Consider the following 19,983-nt stretch of genomic DNA (forward strand, 5'->3'; position numbering starts at 1 on the left):
GGACACCAGAGTGTGCGCCAGCGCGCATACCCTGGCGCAATGAGGCAACGTCGAGTCGGGGGTCCTGCACTGTTGGTCGGCGTCGCCGTCGCGGTCGCGGTGACGCTCACCGGCTGCACGGGAGGCAGCGACGGCCTCGCGAAGCAGTACCGCGAAGGCGGCACGCAGAACTACATCTCGGGAGACGGCGCTGTCACGGAGTTCGCCGCGAACGATCGTGGTGAACGGGTCACTTTCGAGACCCATGACCTCGACGGCAAGGTCATCCGTGCCGATCAGTACCGTGGCAAGGCGCTCGTCCTCAACTTCTGGTACGCGTCGTGCGCACCCTGCCGCGTCGAGGCGAAGGACCTCCAAGCCGTCAGCGATGATCGGCACGCCCAGGCGTCGTTCCTCGGCGTCGATGTCCGGGACTCGGCAGCGACGGCGCGTGCCTTCGTGAAGGAGCACGACGTCTCGTACAGCAACGCCGTTGATCAGGACGCGGCCGTGCAACTCGCGTTCTCCGGGACGAACGCCCCCAACTCGACGCCGGCAACCATCATTCTCGACAAGGAGGGCCGGGTGAGCGCCCGCATCCTCGGGCCGATCAATCGCAGTGTGTTGACGACGTTGATCGACGAAGCCAACAAGTGACGACGTGACGTCGGACTCCTGAACAACGAGCCAGTCAGTGCGCCGAGCGCGGACGGCGGGGTGCCCCGTGAAGGTATCGCCTGACGGTCCGGCAGGAGTGACGGGCGTCGTGGCTACTTCTTCTCGAACTTTTCCCAGTAGCGGGCGAGAGCCGCTTGGCCCGGTCGAGCCGTGGTGAACAGGACTACAGCGAACCCGATGAAGATGACGAGAAACGCGACCAGAAGGTCGAGCGTGCCGTCCGAGTGGGCCATCAACACGAAGCCGATGACGATGACCAGCGCACCCAGTGTCGCGAGTACGACGCGTCAAGGGGTCATGAGTGCGAATCTATCGTCACCGTCGTAGATCCGTATCAGCTCGCCTCGCGGTCAACGGCATTCGTTCAGTGACGAGGCCGGTGGAGACCTCCCGTGAGCCGATCGGCTTGCGGTACTGCTTCCATCGCTTGCGCTGCGCGACTGCGCTACGCCCAGCGAGGTGGGCACGTTCTTGATGGGCTGGCAGTGATCGGCGTCACATGGGGCTGTGTTCTCGTACTCTTCCCGAGGCCAATCTCCCGCTTCGCGCGGAAAGTGCAAGGGGAGTTCTGGGGAGGGCAGTTGACTCCGGAGCTCACACGATTCGTCGGCTGTGGTTTTGTTCTCGGAGGCGTCATCGCAACTGGGACGTTCGTCGCCGAGTTCCTCAGGCGCTGAGGGCCGGAGGAACGCCGCGTACGGGATCGCTAGGCGGTCAACCGGGCTCGGAGCTCTTCTGGCGTCAGGTCGTAGCCCGTCGCACGAGGTCCCGACCAGTTCAGGCCTGCGTTCAGTCCGTCCTTCTCGATTCCCGGAAGCCATCGGCTCTCGAAGTCAACCCGCGAAATCTCCAGGGGTCGAAAGCCCTTGTAGGCCGGAACCTGTGCGATGACGCGCTCCGCGCGCGACCGCCGAGACCAGAACGGCATTGCCCGGCGGCCATCGGCTGCCTTCGGTGCCGGCACACCGTTGTTGTCTTCGACCGTCCACACCGGACCGTTGCTGCCGATCTCACGAAAGAACGACGACGCCTGTGCAGCACTGACAGTCACACCACAAAACTAGCGCAGACCCTCGTGCCGGTAGCCGATCGCCCATCGGGACGTCGGTCGGGTGGTTCCACGGGTAACTTGAGCATCATGACGACTCACGAGTGGCTGGGCCGACGCCTGCCGCTGTGGGCGCTGGTCCTCGTCGGTGTCGTTCTTCTCGGCGTCGCCGCGTCGCTGTTGGTCCTCGTCGACTCGATGTTGGTCTTCTTGGCTATCTCACCACTCACCATCGTGGGGCTGTACACGCTCGCCTACGCCGGCGGGGAGTGGCGACGACGAAGCGACAAGCAGAGCTCTCGGTAGCCGATCGGCCACCGGGCGCTCCTCTTGGAGTCCGCCCGAGCTCCCGCGGCTTCGAGGAGCGCCAGCCCACCCTCCCCCGTCGATGTGACGGGCAAGACCACCGACGCTCCGCTCGAATCGCAGAACTTGGCACCTGCACCGGCGCAAGACCACGCGCGCTCAGGTACTCCGCCTCCGAAACGTCACCACGAGCGCATCCACGACGAGGAAAACGAGCAGACTCACGCCGAGAGCCGGGAGCGCCAGGCTGAGTCCAGCCGCGACCAGGAACACGGCGGTGGTTCCCCACCATGGTGCCCGGGCGATGGCGCCAGCAGCTGGTGCTCGGCCGACGCGTCCGCCAGTCGGGCGCCGCTTCCACCACATGAGGTAGCCGAGGACAACCATGGTTGCGATCCCGAGCGCGGTGACGAAGAGCAGGATTTGATTCGGCAGTCCCCACATCGTCCCCATGTGAGTGTCGATGCCCCACCTGGCGAGCTTCGCAGGGATCGAGTACGAGCTGAAGTCGGTGCGGGACACCACCGACATGTTCGTCGGGTCGATCGCAACTGACGACACCGCGGTGGGATACGACCGCTTGATCTCGGCGACGGTCCACGCCTGATCAGCGGTCACTGGCGCGGTGATCTGGACCTCCGCGGCGTGGATGTTGACCGTCCTGGCCTTGGCGAGGACCTCGTCGAAGAGCGTCGGAGCGAGCGTCGCAGGACCGGCGTTGCCCGCGACCTCCGCGGCGCCGTGATGCTCAGCATGCTCGCCTGCAGACGCGGCGGGATCCTGAGACAGGGTCGTCGTCAACGAGGGGGTGCTCCACCCCCAATCAGCTCGGAGCGCATCAACGTTCGCACCGCCGAACTGCGACCAGGTGATCCCGGTCGCGGACAGGAACAGCGCACCGAGCAGCAGCCAGAGACCGGTCGACGCATGCCAAGAGAAGAGCCGGCGGTACCCACGAACTCCGCGGGCGGGACGGAGGAGATCTCGCTTCGCGCGTGCTCGTTGGATCCGTACGATCCAGAGCCCGAGCCCGGCCAAGGCGACGACACCCAACCACGATGCTGCCGTCTCGCTGTAGAGGCGGCCGGCGTCGCCCAGGAACAGCGACCGGTGGAATGTGTCGACCCAGGTGCGGAACGGGAGCGCGCCGGACGTGCCGTACACGAGGAGGTCACCTCGAACCTCGGCAGTTCCAGGGTCGATGAAGATTGCGCGCGACTGCGATTCGAGGAGCCCGTCCTCGGTGTACATGACACGCGTCGATGCGCCCGGTGCCGGCGCGGGACGAACGGCGGACAGTGAGTCGTTGGGATGATGGCGGTTGACGTAGGCCTGCGCGGCGTCGATCTGGTCCGCGAGCGGGAGTGGTGCGGCCGATGAAGGTGCCGTCAACTCGTGCTTGTAGACGACCTGCTCGATCGAAGGGCCGAGGGCGTAGGCGGCGCCGGACAGTGCAGCGATCAGGATGAACGGTCCGACGAATAACCCTGCTGTGAAGTGCAGGCGGAGCAGCAGCTGAACGAACCACCCCCGGCGGGCCTCCCGACCGGGAGGAGTCGCGATCAGTGGGTTGACGGGACGATCGTCGACGGCGGTCATCGGGTCCTCGAGTGGTCTTCAGAATCGCGCACTGTGCACGACGGCAGCCACTCTACAACTTGTAGAAGACCCTTGCTGCTCACTGAATGACGTTCGGCGTATCCGGTAGCGCCTCACCGCTCGGATGATGCGTTGGCATGCAGGTCGCGACGCCCGAAGGAGGAGAGGCCAACTTGTTGGAGCCAGAGGGCTCGGTGGAGCGCACACCAATCCCGGCACAGCTCAGCGCGCTGACGCCCGTTATGCGGACGAAACGGAAGCGCGGTCGAGATGCGCCAGTGGGTCGGCTTCCGTGCGGGGTAGTGCGCCGACGAGTGACGAAGTAAAGACGGCCTTCAGGGCGTCGACGAGTTCGAGATTCAGCACGCTGAGCTCGGGCTCGTCCGCATAGGCAGCGAGAAGGCTGGGCGCGGGCGGCACGTAGGTCGAGAGCGCCCCCGCGGACACGAGGGTCGTGAAGCAGAACATCTGTGCACCCTCGCCGAGCTCGGGCAGGTGGCGGCGCACGAGCTCGGTCATCGTTGCGAGCTTGGCAAGGGAGGACCGCTTGTGTGCTTTCACGACCTCGACCGAGACGTTGTGTTCGAGGACACCGCCTTGCGCGCCGAACAGATCGCAGAGCACAACCTGCTGCGCCAGGGAGCGGCTGAGGATCTCCGCCAGCTGGGAGGCCCGCGCCTTCAGCGTGGCCTTCGTGTCGCATGCCTCGTCTAATTCCTGCTTGAGCGTGTCCAGCCAACTCCCGAAGAAGTCGTCCAACAGGTCCAGCAGCACCGCCTCTCTCGACTCGAAGTACCGCAGAACGTTGGACTTGGCCAGTCCAACGCGTCTGCTCAGTTCGTTGAGGCTCACCTCGGCCACGGACATCTCCTCGAGCATGCTCGCTGCCGTGTCGAGAATCACCCGCCGCCGGATCTCTCGTTGCTCTTCGCTGCGCGCTCGTTGGAACGTCATGCCCTGACTCTAGTAAAGACCGGCGGTACCTTGACAAGAGACCGGCAGTCTCTTAACTTGCTAGTAGCAAGAGACCATCGGTTTTTAAAGGAGCATCATGACCCACGACTGGACCGAGCAGCAGATCCCCGATCAGGTCGGGCGGGTGGCGATCGTTACCGGTGCCAACACTGGGTTGGGTTTCGAAACCGCCCGGATGCTTGCCAACCACGGTGCGACGGTGATCCTCGCGGTTCGCGATGTCGAGAAAGGTCGGCGGGCGGCCGCCCGGATGACTGGTGACGTCCGGGTGCAGCCACTCGACCTGACCTCTCTTGACTCGGTCCGTTCCGCAGCGTCGGACCTGCGGAACGAACATGAACGTATCGACCTGCTGATCAACAACGCGGGCGTGATGTACACGCCGAAGAAGATCACCACGGACGGCTTCGAGCTGCAGTTCGGTACGAACCACCTCGGCCACTTCGCGCTCACCGGTTTGCTGCTGGACCGCCTCCTCCCCGTCGCAGGCTCCCGCGTCGTCACCGTCAGCAGCATCGGACACCGGATGCAGGCCGCCATCCACTTCGACGATCTGCAGTGGGAACGCTCCTACAGCCGCACAGGTGCCTATGGCCAGGCCAAGCTCGCCAACCTCATGTTCACCTACGAGCTGCAGCGCCGGCTCGCTCCCCATGGCACTACCGTCGCCGTCGCCGCCCACCCGGGCTTCTCCGACACGGACCTCACCCGCAACGTGCCAGCCGCGTTCCGTCTGCCGGTGAGCTGGCTCACGCCCGTACTAACGCAGCCTGCAGAGATGGGCGCGCTATCGACCGTGCGCGCCGCGACCGACCCGGGCGTGCTCGGTGGCCAGTACTACGGACCCGGCAACCGCATCGAAACCAAGGGCTCCCCCAGGATCGTCACGTCCAGCGCAGACTCGCACGACTTGGATGTCCAGCAGCACCTGTGGACGGTGTCAGAGGAGCTCACCGGAGTCACCTTCCCCGTCGCGGCAGTCCCAGCCCCCTAAGACCACAGGGGCACCGAGCTACGTCACCGCGTGCGGTCCTGAGCCTGCGCGGGGCTTCCGGCGCGGGTAAAAAGCGACAGAACCGTTCGTGCCGCCATCTGCGGTGAGCACTGTTAGCAGCGGCGACGCCCCGGTCGGTCATACGACGGCGCCCGCGGGTCGGGACCGCCGAACATCAACCTTCATCAAAGTGGCTATCACGGCCGCCTCCGGGTTCAGAGGCGGCCCGCGAAGACCGGTAACGCGAGCGCGAACACCGACCCCCGTCGAGCCTCTTAGGAGAGGTCCGCGTGGTCAGTGCACCATCTCGTCGACGCCCAACTCGGTATTGACCCCGGGTGCAAGCACGACGCCACCTTCCCAGAGTGCACAAGCCCACCCGCGAAGGCGTCTCGATAGCCGATCCGCTAGCGGTCTTCGCCGTCCCGCAAGCTTTTCAAGCCCGCATACAGCGGCCACGGCATGAGCACCATCAACAGAAGCCACGACCCGGGGCGGGTGGTGTTGATGATGAAGTTCAGCAGTCCGAGCGCGAGCAGAAGACTGGCTGCGATCACCATGAACCACGCAAACGGGCGCGGATACTTCGGGGGCTTCACCAGCTCAACGTAACGGCGAGCGGATTGTCTCGCACAACGATCGACCGCCGAACGAGGCTGCCGGCGACTCAGGTTCGCTTCGTCCGGTCACGCTCGGATCGGGCGGACCCGTGGAGTGCGAAGCCGATCGCGCCGACGATCGCAGCCAGCAATCCCATCGCCGCGATGACCAGCCCTCCCGCTACGAGTCCGACGTACTGGACGCCTGCACCGAGGAGCGCCATCACGAGCCCCGCGACCAGAGCCCCGAGGCCGAACGCAAGGCCGAACACACGAGGCGGAACGCGAGAGAACATGCGCCCATCTAACTCTCGACTCTCCGCGATCCGCGCGCGCTGGCGAAGTGACGTCCGTGCCGGGATGTGGCGGCCACACCCAGTCCGTCACCAGCTGCGCTCCGGACCTCCTCGACGACGACCGCGGGTCACGCCCGAACACTCGACCGCGGTGCAGTCTCGACTGGAGAACTCGGCGAACTCCCCCGCGAACAGCGTCGGTGACGGAAATGGGTTGCGATCTGCCAAGCGTCCTCGGTCTGCATCCATGCACCTTGCCAACGGACGCCGCTGCCGCCCGAGGCTGCGCGCGCATCACCGTAGCGATCAGGGCACGTCCTCGCCGAACCCGAGCAGCATCCACGGTTCCAGGTCACTCACTCTCCCGATGCGCATCTGCGACAACGGGTGGGCTCTCGAGGGCGTTCAACGGTGACCGTTCAGCCGAGTGCCGGCGGGAGCGCCCCGATCTGCCCGAGGATGCTGAGCACGTCCGGCTGACCGACCTCGTCGACGATCAGTCCCTCGTCGAAACGGTAGAAGTTGCTCGCGTTCGCGACCACCGTCCTCCCCGTAGCGGGGACACCGAGGAACTCGCCGTCGTGCGTGCCGCGGAGTTCGAAACGTGCTGCGACCGTGTCGCCCTCGACGACGATCCGGTCGATGCTCCACTGGATGTCAGAGAACGCGCCCCGCATGATCGTCAGGATTTGCAGGTACCCCGGCAGCCCGCGCAGCGGCTCGGGCGAGAACGGCGTCAAGAACGCCGCCTCCGGTGCGATGACCGTCTCACCGATGGACGGGTCGGCGCTGTTGATGAAGTCGACGAATCGCAGGAAGGACGTGCGGATGTCTGTGGTCATGGACAACTACTTTACATAGCAAGTAGATGCCGTAGAGTCGAAACATGAGCATGGACCTCGCCCCCCTCCCTGGAATCGACGCCCAGGATGACCGGACCGGGCGAGCGGCACGTCTGCACGAGTACTTCGCCGCGCTGGTGCGGCACGAGACCGACGTGTGGAACGCGGTCGAGAAGCGGATGCGGGGCGAGGGTGTGCTGAGCCTGGCCCGACTGGAAGTGTTGCGGATCGTCCAGGCAGCCCCATCGGGCGCCCGGGTGCAGGACGTCGCGACCGGCGTCGGGACGTCGATCGCTGCAGCCAGTCGCTTGCTCGACCGGCTCGCCGCCGATGGTTTCCTCGAGCGTTCGACGGACCCGGACGATCGGCGCAGTGTCCGCAGTGTGCTCTCACCCCAGGGGAGAGACGCCTTCGCCCTCGCGGACGAGCGGTTCGACCAAGCGCTGGACGCCGTGCTCTCGGACGCCGATGCCATGGCGATCGCAGACGGCATCGCGGCACTCGAGCGCCTGCAGTCGACGTTGGAGGCAAGGCGATGACGGCCACCATGCGGGCCGTCGTGATCGACGCACCCGGTGGCCCCGACGTGTTGCACCTCCGTGAGCTGCCGATCCCGATCCCAGGCCCGGGCCAGGTGCTGATCCGTGTGGAAGCGTTCGGGCTCAACCGGTCCGAGCTGCACTTCCGCCGCGGCATGGGCCATTTCGGGACCTTCCCACGGGTGCCCGGGATCGAAGCCGTCGGGACCGTGGAGGCAGCCCCAGGTGGAGAGTTCCCCGCCGGTACCCAAGTAGCCGGGCTGATGGGCGGGATGGGTCGCGACTTCGACGGGGGCTACGCCGAGTACACCGTCGTTCCGGCCAGCAGCGTCGTGCCGTTCCGGAGCAGCCTCGACTGGTCCCTGCTCGGCGCCGTCCCCGAGATGCTGCAGACCGCACACGGTTCGCTCACCGTGGGCGTCGGTGCCCGCCGGGGCGACACGATCCTGATCCGCGGTGGCACGTCGTCGATCGGCCTGGCGTGCATCGTGCTGGCGAAGCAGCAGGGCATGACCGTCATCGCCACCACGCGCAACCCGGACCGCACCGAGCGACTGCACGCCACTGGTGCGGACCACGTCGTGGTGGACTCGGGCCGGATCGCCGACGCGGTCCGTCGAATCGTGCAGGACGGCGTCAACGGAGCGGTCGAGTTGATCGGCACCGACACGCTGCCCGACACGCTCCGGGCGACAGCCGTCCACGGCACCGTGTCGTTCAGCGGGATGCTCTCCGACGTCTGGACCATCCCCGACTTCTACCCGATGGCGGTGATCCCCAACGGGGTGCGCCTCACCGCGTACTCCGGCGAAGCGAGCGACCTGCCGGCATCGGTGCTGCAGTCGTTCCTCGACACCGTCGCAGCCGGCACCGTGCAGGTCCCGATCGCGAAGGTGTACCCGCTCGAGGGGATCGTGCAGGCCCACCGCGACATGGAGGACGGGACCCGGTCAGGCAAGCTCGTCGTCACCATCCGATGATGGGTACGGGCTCTCCGGAACCCCGCTCTCGGGGTGGAACCCGTTCGTCCTCGACAAGGGCGCCAGCCAGTGCAAGGAAGGAAGGTCTCATGTCTCCTCGCAGCTACAAGAAGATTTCGATGGCCCGCAACTGACGGACTGGAGGCCCGGTACCAGCTGGCACCGGGCCTCCAGTCCGTCAGTGGCACGCGTCCAGGGCCTGCGCCTCTGTCGTGGCGTCCCAAGCGCGCCGCCGTACCCGGCAGCACCGTCCGGTCACCCCCAGGTCAAGGGCTGTTCACCCGCTGCCGCTACCTCTGCTTGTCGGACCGCCGCCCGAGGGTCCCGATACCGGAGGACCCATGAACACCCGCACCGCACTTTCCTGCGTTGCCGTCGCTGCCCTCGCCTCGCTGGTGTTCGCGACACCTGCGCACGCTGACGAGGCCAGCTCCTACAGCAGCAAGCAGCCCTACATCGCCCCCAGCCAGTCGGACATCGACGCCTACTCGCCGGCACCGACGGGCTACGCACCCGTCGCCACGGAGTCGGTCGCCCGACACGGATCGCGGGGACTCTCCGCGTACAAGTACGACGCGCTGCTGCACCGTCTCGCCGAGACCGCGCAGGCCGAGGACGGGTTCCTGACGCCGGAGATCGGGAAGGAGTTCTCCGCGAACCTCGATGCCATCACCGCGGCGAACGTCGCGAACGGCTACGGCATGCTCACCGGTCAGGGCGCCGCCCAGCACCAGGGCATCGGAGCGCGAGCCGCGCAGCGCAACAAGCAGCTGTTCGCAGCCGCGGCGAAGACGGGCGGGCGTGTCGTCGCCGAGACCTCGGGTGAGTCTCGCGCAACGGAGTCGGGCGAGAACTTCTTGCGGGACTTCGGGGCCACGGGTGTCAAGCTCGAACCGCCCCCTGACCTGCTCTACTTCCACGAGGTCGAGAACCCGGACGGCACCGACAAGGCAGCGGGGTCGCCCGAGCGGGAGCGCGCCCAGGCGTACGAGGACTACGTCGCCCAACAGACCGGCGACGGCGGCACGATCGCCGCAGCCTTGCAGTACATCGAGGCGAAGCCGCGATCGGTCGAGGCGGCGAACGATCTGCTCTCCGGCATCTTCACGCCCGGGTTCATCGCCGCGATCGGCACGGACAAGGCACACACCTGGTACAACACCGCCGACGGTTCGAAGGGCGGCGCGGTGGCGTGCGCGCCCGGCGCCGACACGAAAGCCGATCCCGATGCCTGCGGCGATCCGAAGAAGTCGATCAAGAGCACCGTCGACGCGGCGATGTCGCTGTACAACCTGTACATCATCGCGGCCGACATGCAAGAGGAGAACGTCGCTCCGCACCAGTTCGACTTCGCGCAGTACTTCGCTGGCCGGCCGGCGGATGCCGAGTGGTTCGCGTACCTGCTCGACGCCGAGGACTTCTACGAGAAGGGCCCGAGCCTCGCCGGGCACGACGAGACCTACTCGATCGCCGAGCCCCTGCTCGACGACTTCTTCGCCACGATCGACGCCCGCGTCGCCGGTGGCGACGTCGTCGCGACCTTCCGCTTCGCGCACGCCGAGACGATCATCCCGTTCGCGGCGCTGCTGCGGCTGCCGGGTTTCACCGTCGCCGCGCCGGACAACGCGGCTCCGGCATCGGACGCCGACGTCTACGGGTACGCCACCAACCCGTGGCGAGGCTCCCAGGTGACGCCGATGGCGGCGAACGTGCAGTGGGACGTCGTGTCGCGAGCGGGCATCGACCCCGCTACCGGAGCGACCTACACGCCGCTCGTGCGCATGCTCTACAACGAGCGGGAGATCGCGTTCGCCTCGGGGTGCCGTGCGGTCGCCGCAGGGTCGCACTGGGTCAAGGAGACCGAGCTCAAGCACTGCCTCACCGGCACGGCGATGACCGAGAGCCCGCTGATCGCTGCAGCCGTGCCAGGACCGACCGCGACGCCCATCGCGGAGCCCACGCCGACGCCGACCCCGACCGTGACACCAGCGGCGCAGGGCGCCGGCGCACCGACGACCCCGCCGACGATCCCGGCGACGGCGACGGCGACGGGCACGCTGGCCGCGACCGGAGCGGAGTCACCTGTCGGACCGGCGTTGCTCGCGACACTGCTCCTCCTGGCCGGCGCCGGGACGCTGGTGCTGCGTCGCCGGCGTCGCCGGCGACCCACCGAGTGACACCGACGCGGATCCGCGGCTTCTCGAAATGACCAGCCGGTACCGGCGCACCGCCCCAGCGGGGTGACGGACGGACTGGAGGCACGGTGCCAGCTGGCACCGTGCCTCCAGTCCGTCAGCGTCTCGAGTCCAGGGCCACGGACGACGCGACCACGCCGCTCACCGGAGCGGCGGAAGCCGCGAAACGAGCCGACGCCCACCTGCCCCTTCCTCGGGAGCCCTCCGGGTCGTATGGTTTACAGCGTTGTAAACGGGCCGCCGCAGGGACGGCCCGAAGGTCACGGCCGTTGCACGGCCCGATGGACGACGACGTCCACGAGGAGCACCCACTTGCGCCCCATCTCCTTCCGATCCCGAGGGCTGCGCCGTGCGCTGTCGTCGGGCATCGTCGCTGCGACCGCCCTCGGCATGCTCGGGATCGCCGCGATCCCGGCCGCCGCGGACCCCGCAGCCGACCGCACCGTCGTCTCGGGCCAGGCCCGGTTCGAGGTGCTCTCCCCCACCCTGATCCGCACCGAGTACGCGGGTGACTCGCAGTTCACCGACGGCAGCACCTTCAACGTCATCGGCCGCGACGAATTCGCACCCACGACGTTCACGAAGACCGAGCGGGACGGCTGGCTGACCCTCGACACGGGCGCGATGACCGTCCGGTACAAGGAGGGTTCGGGGGCCTTCACGCAGGACACCCTGCAGACCACCGTGACCACCGCGTCCGGGCAGCGGGTCACCGGCACGCCGTGGGTGTCGACACCCACCCCCTCGTGCACGATCGGGTCGCTCTGCGAGGCCGAGGCGCTCGGGCTCACCGGCCTGTCCCTCGCGACGGACCACGCGGGCTTCACCGGAGCCGGGTTCGCCGCGGGCTTCGAGTCCGTCGGCAACGCGATGACCTTCACGACCACGGCGGCACGTGCCGGCTCGTACGACCTCGCCCTGCGCTACGCGAACTCGCAGGGCGGCGACGGCCAGGTCGCTACCCGCACCCTCAGCGTGACCGTCGACGGCGGTGCCGCGAAGACGATCCGGCTCGCACCCGGCGCGAACTGGGACGACTGGAAGACCACCGCCGCCACGACCCTCGAACTGACGGCGGGCGAGCACCGCGTGCGCATCGAACGCACCGCGGACGACTCCGGCCGGGTGAACGTCGACAGCCTGGCCCTGGTCAGCACCGGCGACGCCTACCCAGCACCGTCCACCACGGTCACCGGCGAGGACTGCGCGTTCGGCACCGTGTGCCAGGCCGAGGACTCGGCACGCACCGCTCCGGCGACGACCGCCACGAACCACAACGGCTTCGCCGGGGACGGCTTCGTCGCCGGGTTCGAGCGTGGCGGGGCGCAGCTGACGACCCACGTCACCGGGGTGCCGGCCGCGGGCGACTACGCCCTGCAGGTCCGCTACGCCAACGGCTCCGCCGGGGCGCCGACACTCACCGCGGCCCCGACCGGTCAGCAGTCGACCACTGCACCGCTCCCGAAGACGAGCGGCTGGGACCACTGGAACACCGCCACCGTGCCGGTGCACCTGGCCGCCGGCGCGAACGACGTCGTGATCGGGTGCCCGACCGTGGCGAACAACTGCAACGTGAACTTCGACACCGTCGCCGTGGTCGACACCGCGTCGCCGGTCCTCGCCGCACATGCACCGCTCGGCGGGTACCGACGCGACCTCGACACCGCCAACGGCTCGGTCAAGACGAACCCGGGTCTGCTCTACCAGGACGGCTGGTCGCTCCTCGACGACAGCGCCTCGGCGCTGTACGACCAGGCGACCGACACCGTCACCCCCGCCGGCGACCACGGCGGCGAGCGCTACCAGGACGGCTACGTCTTCGGGTACGGCTCGGACTACCGCCACGCGCTCGAGGAGCTCGCCGTCCTGACCGGTCCGACGAAGCTGCTCCCCCGCTGGGCGTACGGCGTCTGGTACTCCGAGTACTACGACCGCTCGCAGGCCGACTACCTGGCGATCGCGAAGCAGTTCGAGGACGAAGGCGTCCCCGTCGACGTCATGGCGATCGACACCGACTACAAGATCGGCAGCCCCACCAACCAGGGCGACAGCAAGTGGAACGGCTGGTCGGTCGACCCGTCCCGGATCCCGGACATGACCGGCCTGCTCGCCGACTGGCACGCCGAGGGCATCCACAACACCCTCAACATCCACCCGTCGATCTCGAGCCAGGACCCGCAGTTCGCGAAGGCCCAGGCCACCGCGAAGGGCAAGCTCACCAAGGGCGACGGCGACCGGTACCTGTTCGACTGGTCCGACCCCGACCAGCTCAAGGCCTACTTCGACCTGCACACCTCGCTGCAGCCGAAGGGCGTCGACATGTGGTGGCTCGACTGGTGCTGCAGCGAGAACTCGAAGTACTCCGCGAACGGCGTCACCCCGGACGCGTTCATCAACCAGCAGTACGCGGAGTACACGGACCAGGCGCTCGGCGGCCGCGGGCTCGCGTTCTCGCGGGCGTACGGCTCGCTGACAGCCGGTGGCTACGGCAACCCGCAGGCGGTCCCGACCGGCCCGTGGGCGGACAAGCGCACGACCGTGCACTTCACCGGCGACACCACGTCGTCGTGGGACATGCTGCTCGCCGAGGTCGGTTACACCCCCGGTGAGTCCGCCGCGACCGGTCTGGCCTCGGTCAGCCACGACATCGGTGGCCACAACGGTGCGCAGTACGGCATCGAGGGCGCCGAGGAGGGCACGACCCAGCTGCCCGAGGACCTCTACGCCCGCTGGGTGCAGCTCGGTACCTTCCAGCCGATCGATCGCCTGCACAGCAACCACAGCGACCGGTTGCCGTGGCAGTACCCGGCCGCTGCCGAGGCGTCGGCGAAGCGGTTCCTGAACCTCCGCGAGGCCCTGGTCCCCCTGACCTACACGCTCGCTGCCCAGGCCACCGAGACGGGCACCCCGATCCTGCAGCCGCTCTACCTGCAGTACCCCGAGGCGCAGGAGGCCTACGCCCAGGCCGGCTCGGAGTACCTGTACGGCCCGGACGTGCTCGTCGCCCCGGTCACCACCGCGAACGACGACTCCGGCACGGCGACCCGCTCGGTCTGGTTCCCGGCCGGGAGCTCGTGGACCGACTGGTTCACTGGTGAGACGCACGCCGGAGGCACCACCGCCGACGTGACGACCGACCTGAACAGCATGCCGGTGTTCGTGAAGAGCGGCGGCATCGTCCCCACCCGCTCGGAGCAGGTCAAGAACGACGCCGCACCGCTCGACGCCGTCACCCTGACGGTCGCGACCGGAGCGAACGGTTCGTTCGACCTGCACGAAGACGCCGGCGAGGACAGCGTCGAGGACAGCGCTGCGAACGGCGCCGCGAAGTCGAGCGCGATGACCACGGCCGCCGCGTCCGCGAAGGCCACGGCGGGCAGCGCCTCCACCGCCGTCCGCTACACGCAGCAGGCGACCGGCGGCTCGCTCGCCATCGCCCCCGCCGACGGCTCCTTCGCCGGCCAGGTGCAGGACCGCTCGTGGACGGCGACGTTCACGAACGCGGACCGCCCCCGCACCGTCACCATCGACGGCCGGGTGATCGCGGACACCGCCTGGACCTACGACTCCGACACCCGCACCATCAGCGTGCCGGTCGACGAACGGTCCGTGACGAAGCGCACGGTCGTCGCCTTCAGCAGCAAGGCGGCGGCGACCCCCGTCCTGCAGGTCGAGTCGCCTCGGGTGGACGCGGGCGACACGCAGACCCTGACCGGCACCGGGTTCCCGGCGGACACCGACGTTGCGCTGGCGACCGCGCCACGCATCGGTGGTGCCACCGCGCACACCGACGCGAGTGGTGCGTTCTCGACCGACCTGCGGGTGCCCGGCACCGCGTCCGGTCGGGTGACCGTCACCGCATCGGTCGGCGGTGTGGCCCTGGCTCGGACCGCCTTCACCGTGGTGGCTGCGGCTGCTCCGGCGCCGACCACGTCGCCGGGTGCGGGCACGCCGGGCAGTGGCACTCCGACGCCGGGTGACAACGGATCGGGTGCGCCGGGCGCGGCAGCGCCGGGCAACGGCGGCGCGGATGCGGGCAGCGACCCGGGCGGCGCACTGGCATGGACGGGCGCGAACCTGCTCCCCCTCGGGCTGTTGGCGGCGGCGCTGCTCGCGGCCGGTGGACTCGTGTGGACACTGCGGAGCCTGCGACGCCGCGCGCGTGCCTGAGTCCGCCTGAGCGGTCACCCGTCACGGGCGGATGACGGACGGGAGGCCCGGTGCCAGCTGGCACCGGGCCTCCCGTCCGTCCGTGGACGCGCTGCAGATCCGCGATCATGCGTCCGCAGGACGGTTGCGACGGAGGTCACGCCCGCTCGACAGATCGTTCTACGTCTGACATTTTAACGGCTACCGTCAGCACACCTGCTGCTGCGTGAGGAGAAGACGTGACGAAGCAACAGATCACGGCAATCGCGGGCCTGCTCCTGTTGGCAATGCTGTTGACGGTCTTGATCGGGGTGTTCGACGCTCGCCGGCGTGTCGTTGCCGCGGAGGGCAACGATCTTCGCTCCGGCCAGAGCGCGTGGGTGATCGCGACGATCGACGAACTCATGCGTGCTCGGAGCGCGTTCGAACCGGGGACGAAGGTCTTCGTGGGTCTGGACGGTGACGTCCGCACCGTCGTGGTCCTGTCCGGACAGTGGACAGACGTTCCGCTGCACGACGGGCACGCACTGACCGGGCACCCCGGCGAAGCCCTCGCCGGCGCTGACGTTGCCGTCCGCGGCGAGGACATCACCGTCGGTGGCACGACGTACGAGGTGGTGGGGCGTCTCGGTGTGCGGGCCGACAGCCTGCTGTCCGATGACGTGGTCCTCGCCGATCCGGCGCAGTTCTCGGCGTCACCACAACGACTGCTCCTCGACGGCCCGAGCAGCGCCCACCACTACAGCGCACAGTTCCCCGGCCGAAGCGTCGAGATCATCGACGACGGCACGAACCGCAGGACGAACGTCGACGCCGTGTCGCCGGTCCTGGTCGCGCTCGGTTCCCTCGTCGTCGTGCTCATCGCCGTGGTCGCCGGGCTGCAAGCTGGACGATGGGAACTCCGCGCTGCCGCCGTCCGCTTCACCACGGGGATCCGACCGCTGACCACCCTCCACAGCGCGGCCGCCAGAGTCGCTGTGATCGGCACCGCCGCCTGTACGACAGCCATCGCGGGCGCGGCAGTCGTGAGGCAGACCACCATCCTCGACCTCGACGTCACCACCGCAGTCGTCGCGGTCGGAACCGTCGTGCTTGCCGTGTCCGTCACTTCGCTCTGGCAGGGAACCCGACGATGGAACTGCTGAACGATCTTCGATCCAACTGGACGATCATCGTCGCCAAGATCGTCCTGCTCGTGCTGCTCGCACTCTGCTGGTACAACGTGGCGTCGTTCACCCAGTCCACCTCGCAGGCAGTGGCCCAGGGCCTGTCCGCTGATGCCGACGTCGACCTCTACACCGTGATCGACGATCTCGGCCCGGAGGCTTTCGAAGCGATCCGGCGAGACCAGCACGCGGTCGACGGAGTCGCCTCGTTCGTCGACCGTATCGACGATGAGCCCGGATTCGACTTCATCTCCTCGTACGACCAACCCGTGACCGTCCAGGACTTCCGCCGCGACGACCGCTTCGACATCGGTTACGGCACCGAGTACACGCTCAAGGGGAAGTACCAGGACGAGTCCGGCAGGACCGTTCAGGACATCAAGTCCGTCCAGCTCAACGAGACCGCGTACGAGTTCGCGGGGCTCTCCGTTCAGGACGGCGTGCCGATCGATTGGGACGCTGTCGACTGGGGATCTGGCCGGATCCCGGTGCTGCTCGGCAACGAGTACCGCGGCGTGTACGAGGTTGGAGCGCGATTCACCGGAGCCGTCATCCTGCAGGAGCAGGAGCTCGAGGTCGTCGGTTTCCTCGAGCCGGACAGTGCCATGTACTTCCGCGGTGAGCCCAACCACTACCTCGACGACACCGTCATCGTGCCCTACCCGCCGACACTCGCCGGACTCGACCGAGCAGCGCTCGACCGGGTGGATCCCGAGCTGTTCGGACGCCTGGTGTTCCAGGTGCTCAACGCCGACCTCGCCGTCGATCACAGCCTCGATTTCGGGGACGTCGTCGCGCGTCTCGACGCGATCGGAGACGACACCGGCTTCCGGTCGTACACGTTGCTCGGAGTACCGACCTACCTCGTGCAGCTCTCCCTCGTCCGCCAGCTCATCCAGGACAACCTGGTGCTCGTCACTGCGCTGCTCATCATCCTCACCGCGGGCGTGGGCATCATCACGGCCTTCCTCCACCGGCTCCTGCATCACCGTCGTGCGCCAGTGGCGCGGGTGCACCATCTCCTCGGGAGGAGCCCGGACGCGACGAACCGACTGTTCCGCGCAAGCCGCCTGACCGAGTACACCGCCGCGCTCGGGCTGTTCCTCACGTCCAGCGCGCTGCTCCCCAACGACAGTGCGATGGCACGACTCGGCGCCGGCACCGCCCTGCTCCTCTGGTGTGTGGCAGACGGCGCACTCGGTCGACGAGCCGTCCGCATCGAACTGACCACCCAACGCCGAAGAGGTACCCCACGATGATCGTGCTGCGCGACGTCTCCAAGACCATCACCGAGCCCGACGGATCGACCCGAGCAATGTTCGACCGACTCGACTTCGACCTTCGCGAAAACGATCGCTCAGTAGCCATCACCGGGCGCAGCGGATCCGGCAAGAGCACACTGCTCCGGATCCTCGCCGGCCTCGACACCGACTTCGGCGGGACCTACGAGCACGACGGGCACGTGCTCGAGCGCACCGCACGGAGGATGGCGGCGCACCGACTCCGACACATCGGCATCGTCACCCAAGACCACAGCCTCCTCGGCGACCGCAGCGTGCTCGACAACGTCCGGCTCGGCGTTCCTGCTCGCGCTGACTCCGCCGACCGAGCGCATGACGCCCTCGAGGCGGTCGGCATCAGTCACCTCGCTGGCAAGCGCCCACGACGACTGTCAGGAGGAGAAGCGCAGCGCGTCGCGATCGCTCGAGCCATCGCGAAGCGCCCTGCCGTCGTCCTCGCCGATGAGCCCACCGGCGCACTGGACGAGACGACCGAAGACGACGTGCTCGCCCTCTTCGATCGGCTGCAGCAAGCGGGAACCAAGTTCGTGATCGTCACCCACAGTGAGCGCGTTGCACAGCGATGTGGACGTCGACTGCAGCTACAACACGAGCAACTCATCGCGCGCGGCACGTGACGGCCGGACTGGAGGCACGGTGCCAGCTGGCACCGCGCCTCCAGTCCGTCAGTGGTTGCGCTCCAGATCCCCGATCACGCGTGCGGAGTACGGTCGCGGCTGAAGAACTCGGCGAACATCTCCCGTTTCGCCGCGTGCGAATCGGGCTCGAGCTCGAGTCCCTCCATGTTGAGGTCGGTGCCGAACAGTCGCAGGATCCCAGGACCACTCGGCTCCGCGGTCTCGAGGGACACCGAGAACAGTGTCGGCGACGTCTCGCCAGCAGCAATCCGCCGAGCTTCTGCGAACGCCGCACGGTACGTCGCGTCGGTGACGCGAATCACACAGACCGCCCAACTCATGGCGTCCCAGTCGGGCGCAACCGTCTCGCCGCTCGGTGCATGGAAGAAGTGCACGACGAACGTGTCGCGCTCGCCTTCGCTGCCGTAGTGCCGCTCGTCCACTTCTTCGATCTGCACGAACTCATCTTGTCAGCGTCAGCCGGGGCGTTCGTGGCCGCAGACCAGCCGAAGCATGCACCTTCGCCGGTACCATTTCGCCATGGCTGAAGCAGGTCTGCTCGCAGCGAGCATCGCAGTCCTGGCGGGTACGGTCGCGATCCTCGTGCATCGCGTGCGGACCCCGGCCTGGGTGCGTGACGTGCAGCTCACCTTGAACGCCACCCCCGTGACCAGCCTGCTGCTGCTCCTCTGCGGTGCACTCCTGGTCGCCCTCGTCCTCGCCTTCGGGATCTTCTTGGTCGTCACCAGGCACGGCGTCGTCGGGTGGGCCATGGTCTGTCTCGCTGCGACCGGCATCGCTCACCTCGGGGTGACCGTGTGGATCCGGCGACAGCCGCTCTCGTGATCAGGTGCGGAGTCAGGTTGTGGTCAGTGTGGATGTTGCATGGGGCACTCCATGCCGTTCGCGACCTGCAAGGCTCAGGACATGTCGTGGCCACAGGCTGATCCCCTGGATTCGGATCGTCTCGCCCTGGAACCGCTTGCCGTTGACCACGCAGCCGAGATGCTGACCGCCCTGGCTCCACCAGAGCTCTACCGGTTCACTGGCGGCGAGCCACCAACCCTGGACGAACTGGGCGCACGGTACCGCCGCCAATCCCAGGGCCAGTCCGAGGACGGCAGCGCGGGTTGGCTGAACTGGATCGTCCGCCCTGCCTGCGGCGGACCCGCGATTGGATTCGTGCAGGCCACCCTCGGACGAGAGGAGGACGGCCTCGTCGCGGACCTCGCCTGGCTGGTCACGCCAGAGGAACAGGGTCGAGGGATCGCCGTCGAGGCAGCATCCACAGTCGTGATGTGGTTGCGTTCGGTCGACGTCCGACACATCCGGGCTTCCATCCATCCCGGTCACACCGCCTCGATACAGGTGGCGCGACGGACCGGGCTTGCACCTACGAGCGCTCTGGTCGACGGCGAGATCCTTTGGGAAGCCTTCTTGCCTACGGCCACTGAGCACTGATCCCGTCCGATAGCCGATATTCCAGCGCCCAGTCCAAGCGCGATGAGCACGTGGGCGTTCATGCGTCGCGCAGCAGTGGTCTGCCCCCGTGCCCAACTGATGGTTGAGAGGACCTCGCGTTGCGAATACGGCTCTGACGGGTTGCTGGGAGGTATCGGAGGGAGTCGTCTGTAACCCGTCCTGACGAGATGCTCCGAGACTCGCAGAAGCAAGGATCGTCGATTGCCGCGGGCCGCTGCCGTGAGGTGCCCGCATCCAA

General features: G+C 67.7%; 19 protein-coding genes. 12 read left to right on the forward strand and 7 right to left on the reverse strand.

Annotation, left to right across the window (positions count from 1 at the left end):
- Positions 1-39: 39 nt before the first annotated feature.
- The gene (locus tag QRN49_RS16430) at positions 40-636 is read left to right on the forward strand and encodes a TlpA family protein disulfide reductase (RefSeq protein ID WP_111038906.1); all 597 of its coding nucleotides are present in this window, start codon (positions 40-42) and stop codon (positions 634-636) included.
- 113 nt (positions 637-749) lie between these two features.
- Here the strand turns inward: QRN49_RS16430 and QRN49_RS16435 are convergent, their stop codons facing one another.
- Together QRN49_RS16435 and QRN49_RS16440 are read right to left on the reverse strand one after the other, a co-directional pair.
- Positions 750-890 (reverse strand): hypothetical protein, encoded by a 141-nt coding sequence (locus QRN49_RS16435; protein WP_284756702.1) that lies wholly within the window; start codon positions 888-890, stop codon positions 750-752.
- Positions 891-1,363: 473 nt separating this feature from the next.
- Positions 1,364-1,708 (reverse strand): DUF2750 domain-containing protein, encoded by a 345-nt coding sequence (locus QRN49_RS16440; protein ID WP_111030434.1) that lies wholly within the window; start codon positions 1,706-1,708, stop codon positions 1,364-1,366.
- Between the two features lie 87 nt (positions 1,709-1,795).
- Here QRN49_RS16440 and QRN49_RS16445 point away from each other — a divergent pair, with 87 nt between their 5' ends.
- Complete coding sequence (locus tag QRN49_RS16445) at positions 1,796-2,011, forward strand: hypothetical protein (protein WP_111054302.1); 216 nt, start codon at positions 1,796-1,798, stop codon at positions 2,009-2,011.
- A 159-nt stretch (positions 2,012-2,170) separates the two neighbouring features.
- On the opposite strand, the gene QRN49_RS16450 is transcribed toward QRN49_RS16445, so the two are convergent.
- On the reverse strand, positions 2,171-3,610 hold the full coding sequence (locus QRN49_RS16450; RefSeq protein ID WP_259588199.1) for a PepSY-associated TM helix domain-containing protein: 1,440 nt from the start codon (positions 3,608-3,610) through the stop codon (positions 2,171-2,173).
- Between the two features lie 240 nt (positions 3,611-3,850).
- On the reverse strand, positions 3,851-4,564 hold the full coding sequence (locus QRN49_RS16455) for a TetR/AcrR family transcriptional regulator (protein WP_182710769.1): 714 nt from the start codon (positions 4,562-4,564) through the stop codon (positions 3,851-3,853).
- A 97-nt stretch (positions 4,565-4,661) separates the two neighbouring features.
- On the opposite strand from QRN49_RS16455, the gene QRN49_RS16460 reads away from it, so the two are divergent.
- Positions 4,662-5,579: an SDR family NAD(P)-dependent oxidoreductase gene (locus QRN49_RS16460; RefSeq protein ID WP_284756706.1), complete on the forward strand. Its 918-nt coding sequence runs from the start codon at positions 4,662-4,664 to the stop codon at positions 5,577-5,579.
- Between the two features lie 407 nt (positions 5,580-5,986).
- Here QRN49_RS16460 and QRN49_RS16465 read toward each other — a convergent pair whose 3' ends face one another.
- Together QRN49_RS16465 and QRN49_RS16470 are read right to left on the reverse strand one after the other, a co-directional pair.
- Positions 5,987-6,178 carry a hypothetical protein gene (locus QRN49_RS16465; RefSeq protein WP_284756709.1) on the reverse strand — a complete coding sequence of 64 codons (192 nt, stop codon included), beginning with the start codon at positions 6,176-6,178 and terminating at the stop codon, positions 5,987-5,989.
- A gap of 715 nt (positions 6,179-6,893) precedes the next feature.
- Positions 6,894-7,316, reverse strand: a complete 423-nt coding sequence (locus tag QRN49_RS16470; protein WP_259492175.1) for an ester cyclase — start codon at positions 7,314-7,316, stop codon at positions 6,894-6,896.
- Positions 7,317-7,360: 44 nt separating this feature from the next.
- Here QRN49_RS16470 and QRN49_RS16475 point away from each other — a divergent pair, with 44 nt between their 5' ends.
- From QRN49_RS16475 to QRN49_RS16505, 7 genes are all read left to right on the forward strand, one after another.
- Positions 7,361-7,855: a MarR family transcriptional regulator gene (locus tag QRN49_RS16475; protein WP_284756712.1), complete on the forward strand. Its 495-nt coding sequence runs from the start codon at positions 7,361-7,363 to the stop codon at positions 7,853-7,855.
- Positions 7,852-8,835 (forward strand): zinc-binding alcohol dehydrogenase family protein, encoded by a 984-nt coding sequence (locus QRN49_RS16480; protein WP_284756714.1) that lies wholly within the window; start codon positions 7,852-7,854, stop codon positions 8,833-8,835. Before QRN49_RS16475 ends, QRN49_RS16480 begins: the two co-directional genes overlap by 4 nt.
- A 341-nt stretch (positions 8,836-9,176) precedes the next feature.
- Positions 9,177-11,012 carry a histidine-type phosphatase gene (locus QRN49_RS16485; protein WP_284756715.1) on the forward strand — a complete coding sequence of 612 codons (1,836 nt, stop codon included), beginning with the start codon at positions 9,177-9,179 and terminating at the stop codon, positions 11,010-11,012.
- A 330-nt stretch (positions 11,013-11,342) separates the two neighbouring features.
- On the forward strand, positions 11,343-15,200 hold the full coding sequence (locus QRN49_RS16490) for a TIM-barrel domain-containing protein (protein WP_284756716.1): 3,858 nt from the start codon (positions 11,343-11,345) through the stop codon (positions 15,198-15,200).
- Between the two features lie 218 nt (positions 15,201-15,418).
- Positions 15,419-16,324 (forward strand): hypothetical protein, encoded by a 906-nt coding sequence (locus tag QRN49_RS16495; RefSeq protein ID WP_284756718.1) that lies wholly within the window; start codon positions 15,419-15,421, stop codon positions 16,322-16,324.
- Positions 16,312-17,604, forward strand: coding sequence for a hypothetical protein (locus tag QRN49_RS16500; RefSeq protein ID WP_284756719.1), 1,293 nt, complete (start codon positions 16,312-16,314; stop codon positions 17,602-17,604). The genes QRN49_RS16495 and QRN49_RS16500 overlap by 13 nt, the downstream gene beginning before the upstream one ends.
- Entirely contained in the window at positions 17,601-18,263 is a 663-nt protein-coding gene (locus QRN49_RS16505; RefSeq protein ID WP_284756720.1) for an ABC transporter ATP-binding protein, read from the forward strand. The genes QRN49_RS16500 and QRN49_RS16505 overlap by 4 nt, the downstream gene beginning before the upstream one ends.
- Before the next feature lie 74 nt (positions 18,264-18,337).
- On the opposite strand, the gene QRN49_RS16510 is transcribed toward QRN49_RS16505, so the two are convergent.
- Positions 18,338-18,706 carry a hypothetical protein gene (locus QRN49_RS16510; RefSeq protein WP_284756722.1) on the reverse strand — a complete coding sequence of 123 codons (369 nt, stop codon included), beginning with the start codon at positions 18,704-18,706 and terminating at the stop codon, positions 18,338-18,340.
- Between the two features lie 97 nt (positions 18,707-18,803).
- On the opposite strand from QRN49_RS16510, the gene QRN49_RS16515 reads away from it, so the two are divergent.
- Complete coding sequence (locus QRN49_RS16515) at positions 18,804-19,109, forward strand: hypothetical protein (protein WP_284756724.1); 306 nt, start codon at positions 18,804-18,806, stop codon at positions 19,107-19,109.
- A 51-nt stretch (positions 19,110-19,160) separates the two neighbouring features.
- On the forward strand, positions 19,161-19,724 hold the full coding sequence (locus QRN49_RS16520; protein ID WP_284756726.1) for a GNAT family N-acetyltransferase: 564 nt from the start codon (positions 19,161-19,163) through the stop codon (positions 19,722-19,724).
- Positions 19,725-19,983 lie beyond the last annotated feature (259 nt).

This window comes from Curtobacterium sp. ME-Dv--P-122a, assembly GCF_030209645.1.
Classification (GTDB): Bacteria; Actinomycetota; Actinomycetes; order Actinomycetales; family Microbacteriaceae; genus Curtobacterium; species Curtobacterium flaccumfaciens.

Coding starts and splice junctions, on each gene's coding strand:
- QRN49_RS16450 (WP_259588199.1), bottom strand. CDS start 3,610: ATGACCGCCGTCGACGATCGTCCCGTCAACCCACTGATCGCGACTCCT.
- QRN49_RS16475 (WP_284756712.1), top strand. CDS start 7,361: ATGAGCATGGACCTCGCCCCCCTCCCTGGAATCGACGCCCAGGATGAC.
- QRN49_RS16485 (WP_284756715.1), top strand. CDS start 9,177: ATGAACACCCGCACCGCACTTTCCTGCGTTGCCGTCGCTGCCCTCGCC.
- QRN49_RS16500 (WP_284756719.1), top strand. CDS start 16,312: ATGGAACTGCTGAACGATCTTCGATCCAACTGGACGATCATCGTCGCC.
- QRN49_RS16505 (WP_284756720.1), top strand. CDS start 17,601: ATGATCGTGCTGCGCGACGTCTCCAAGACCATCACCGAGCCCGACGGA.
- QRN49_RS16460 (WP_284756706.1), top strand. CDS start 4,662: ATGACCCACGACTGGACCGAGCAGCAGATCCCCGATCAGGTCGGGCGG.
- QRN49_RS16515 (WP_284756724.1), top strand. CDS start 18,804: ATGGCTGAAGCAGGTCTGCTCGCAGCGAGCATCGCAGTCCTGGCGGGT.
- QRN49_RS16470 (WP_259492175.1), bottom strand. CDS start 7,316: ATGACCACAGACATCCGCACGTCCTTCCTGCGATTCGTCGACTTCATC.
- QRN49_RS16480 (WP_284756714.1), top strand. CDS start 7,852: ATGACGGCCACCATGCGGGCCGTCGTGATCGACGCACCCGGTGGCCCC.
- QRN49_RS16430 (WP_111038906.1), top strand. CDS start 40: ATGAGGCAACGTCGAGTCGGGGGTCCTGCACTGTTGGTCGGCGTCGCC.
- QRN49_RS16520 (WP_284756726.1), top strand. CDS start 19,161: ATGCCGTTCGCGACCTGCAAGGCTCAGGACATGTCGTGGCCACAGGCT.
- QRN49_RS16455 (WP_182710769.1), bottom strand. CDS start 4,564: ATGACGTTCCAACGAGCGCGCAGCGAAGAGCAACGAGAGATCCGGCGG.
- QRN49_RS16445 (WP_111054302.1), top strand. CDS start 1,796: ATGACGACTCACGAGTGGCTGGGCCGACGCCTGCCGCTGTGGGCGCTG.
- QRN49_RS16435 (WP_284756702.1), bottom strand. CDS start 890: ATGGCCCACTCGGACGGCACGCTCGACCTTCTGGTCGCGTTTCTCGTC.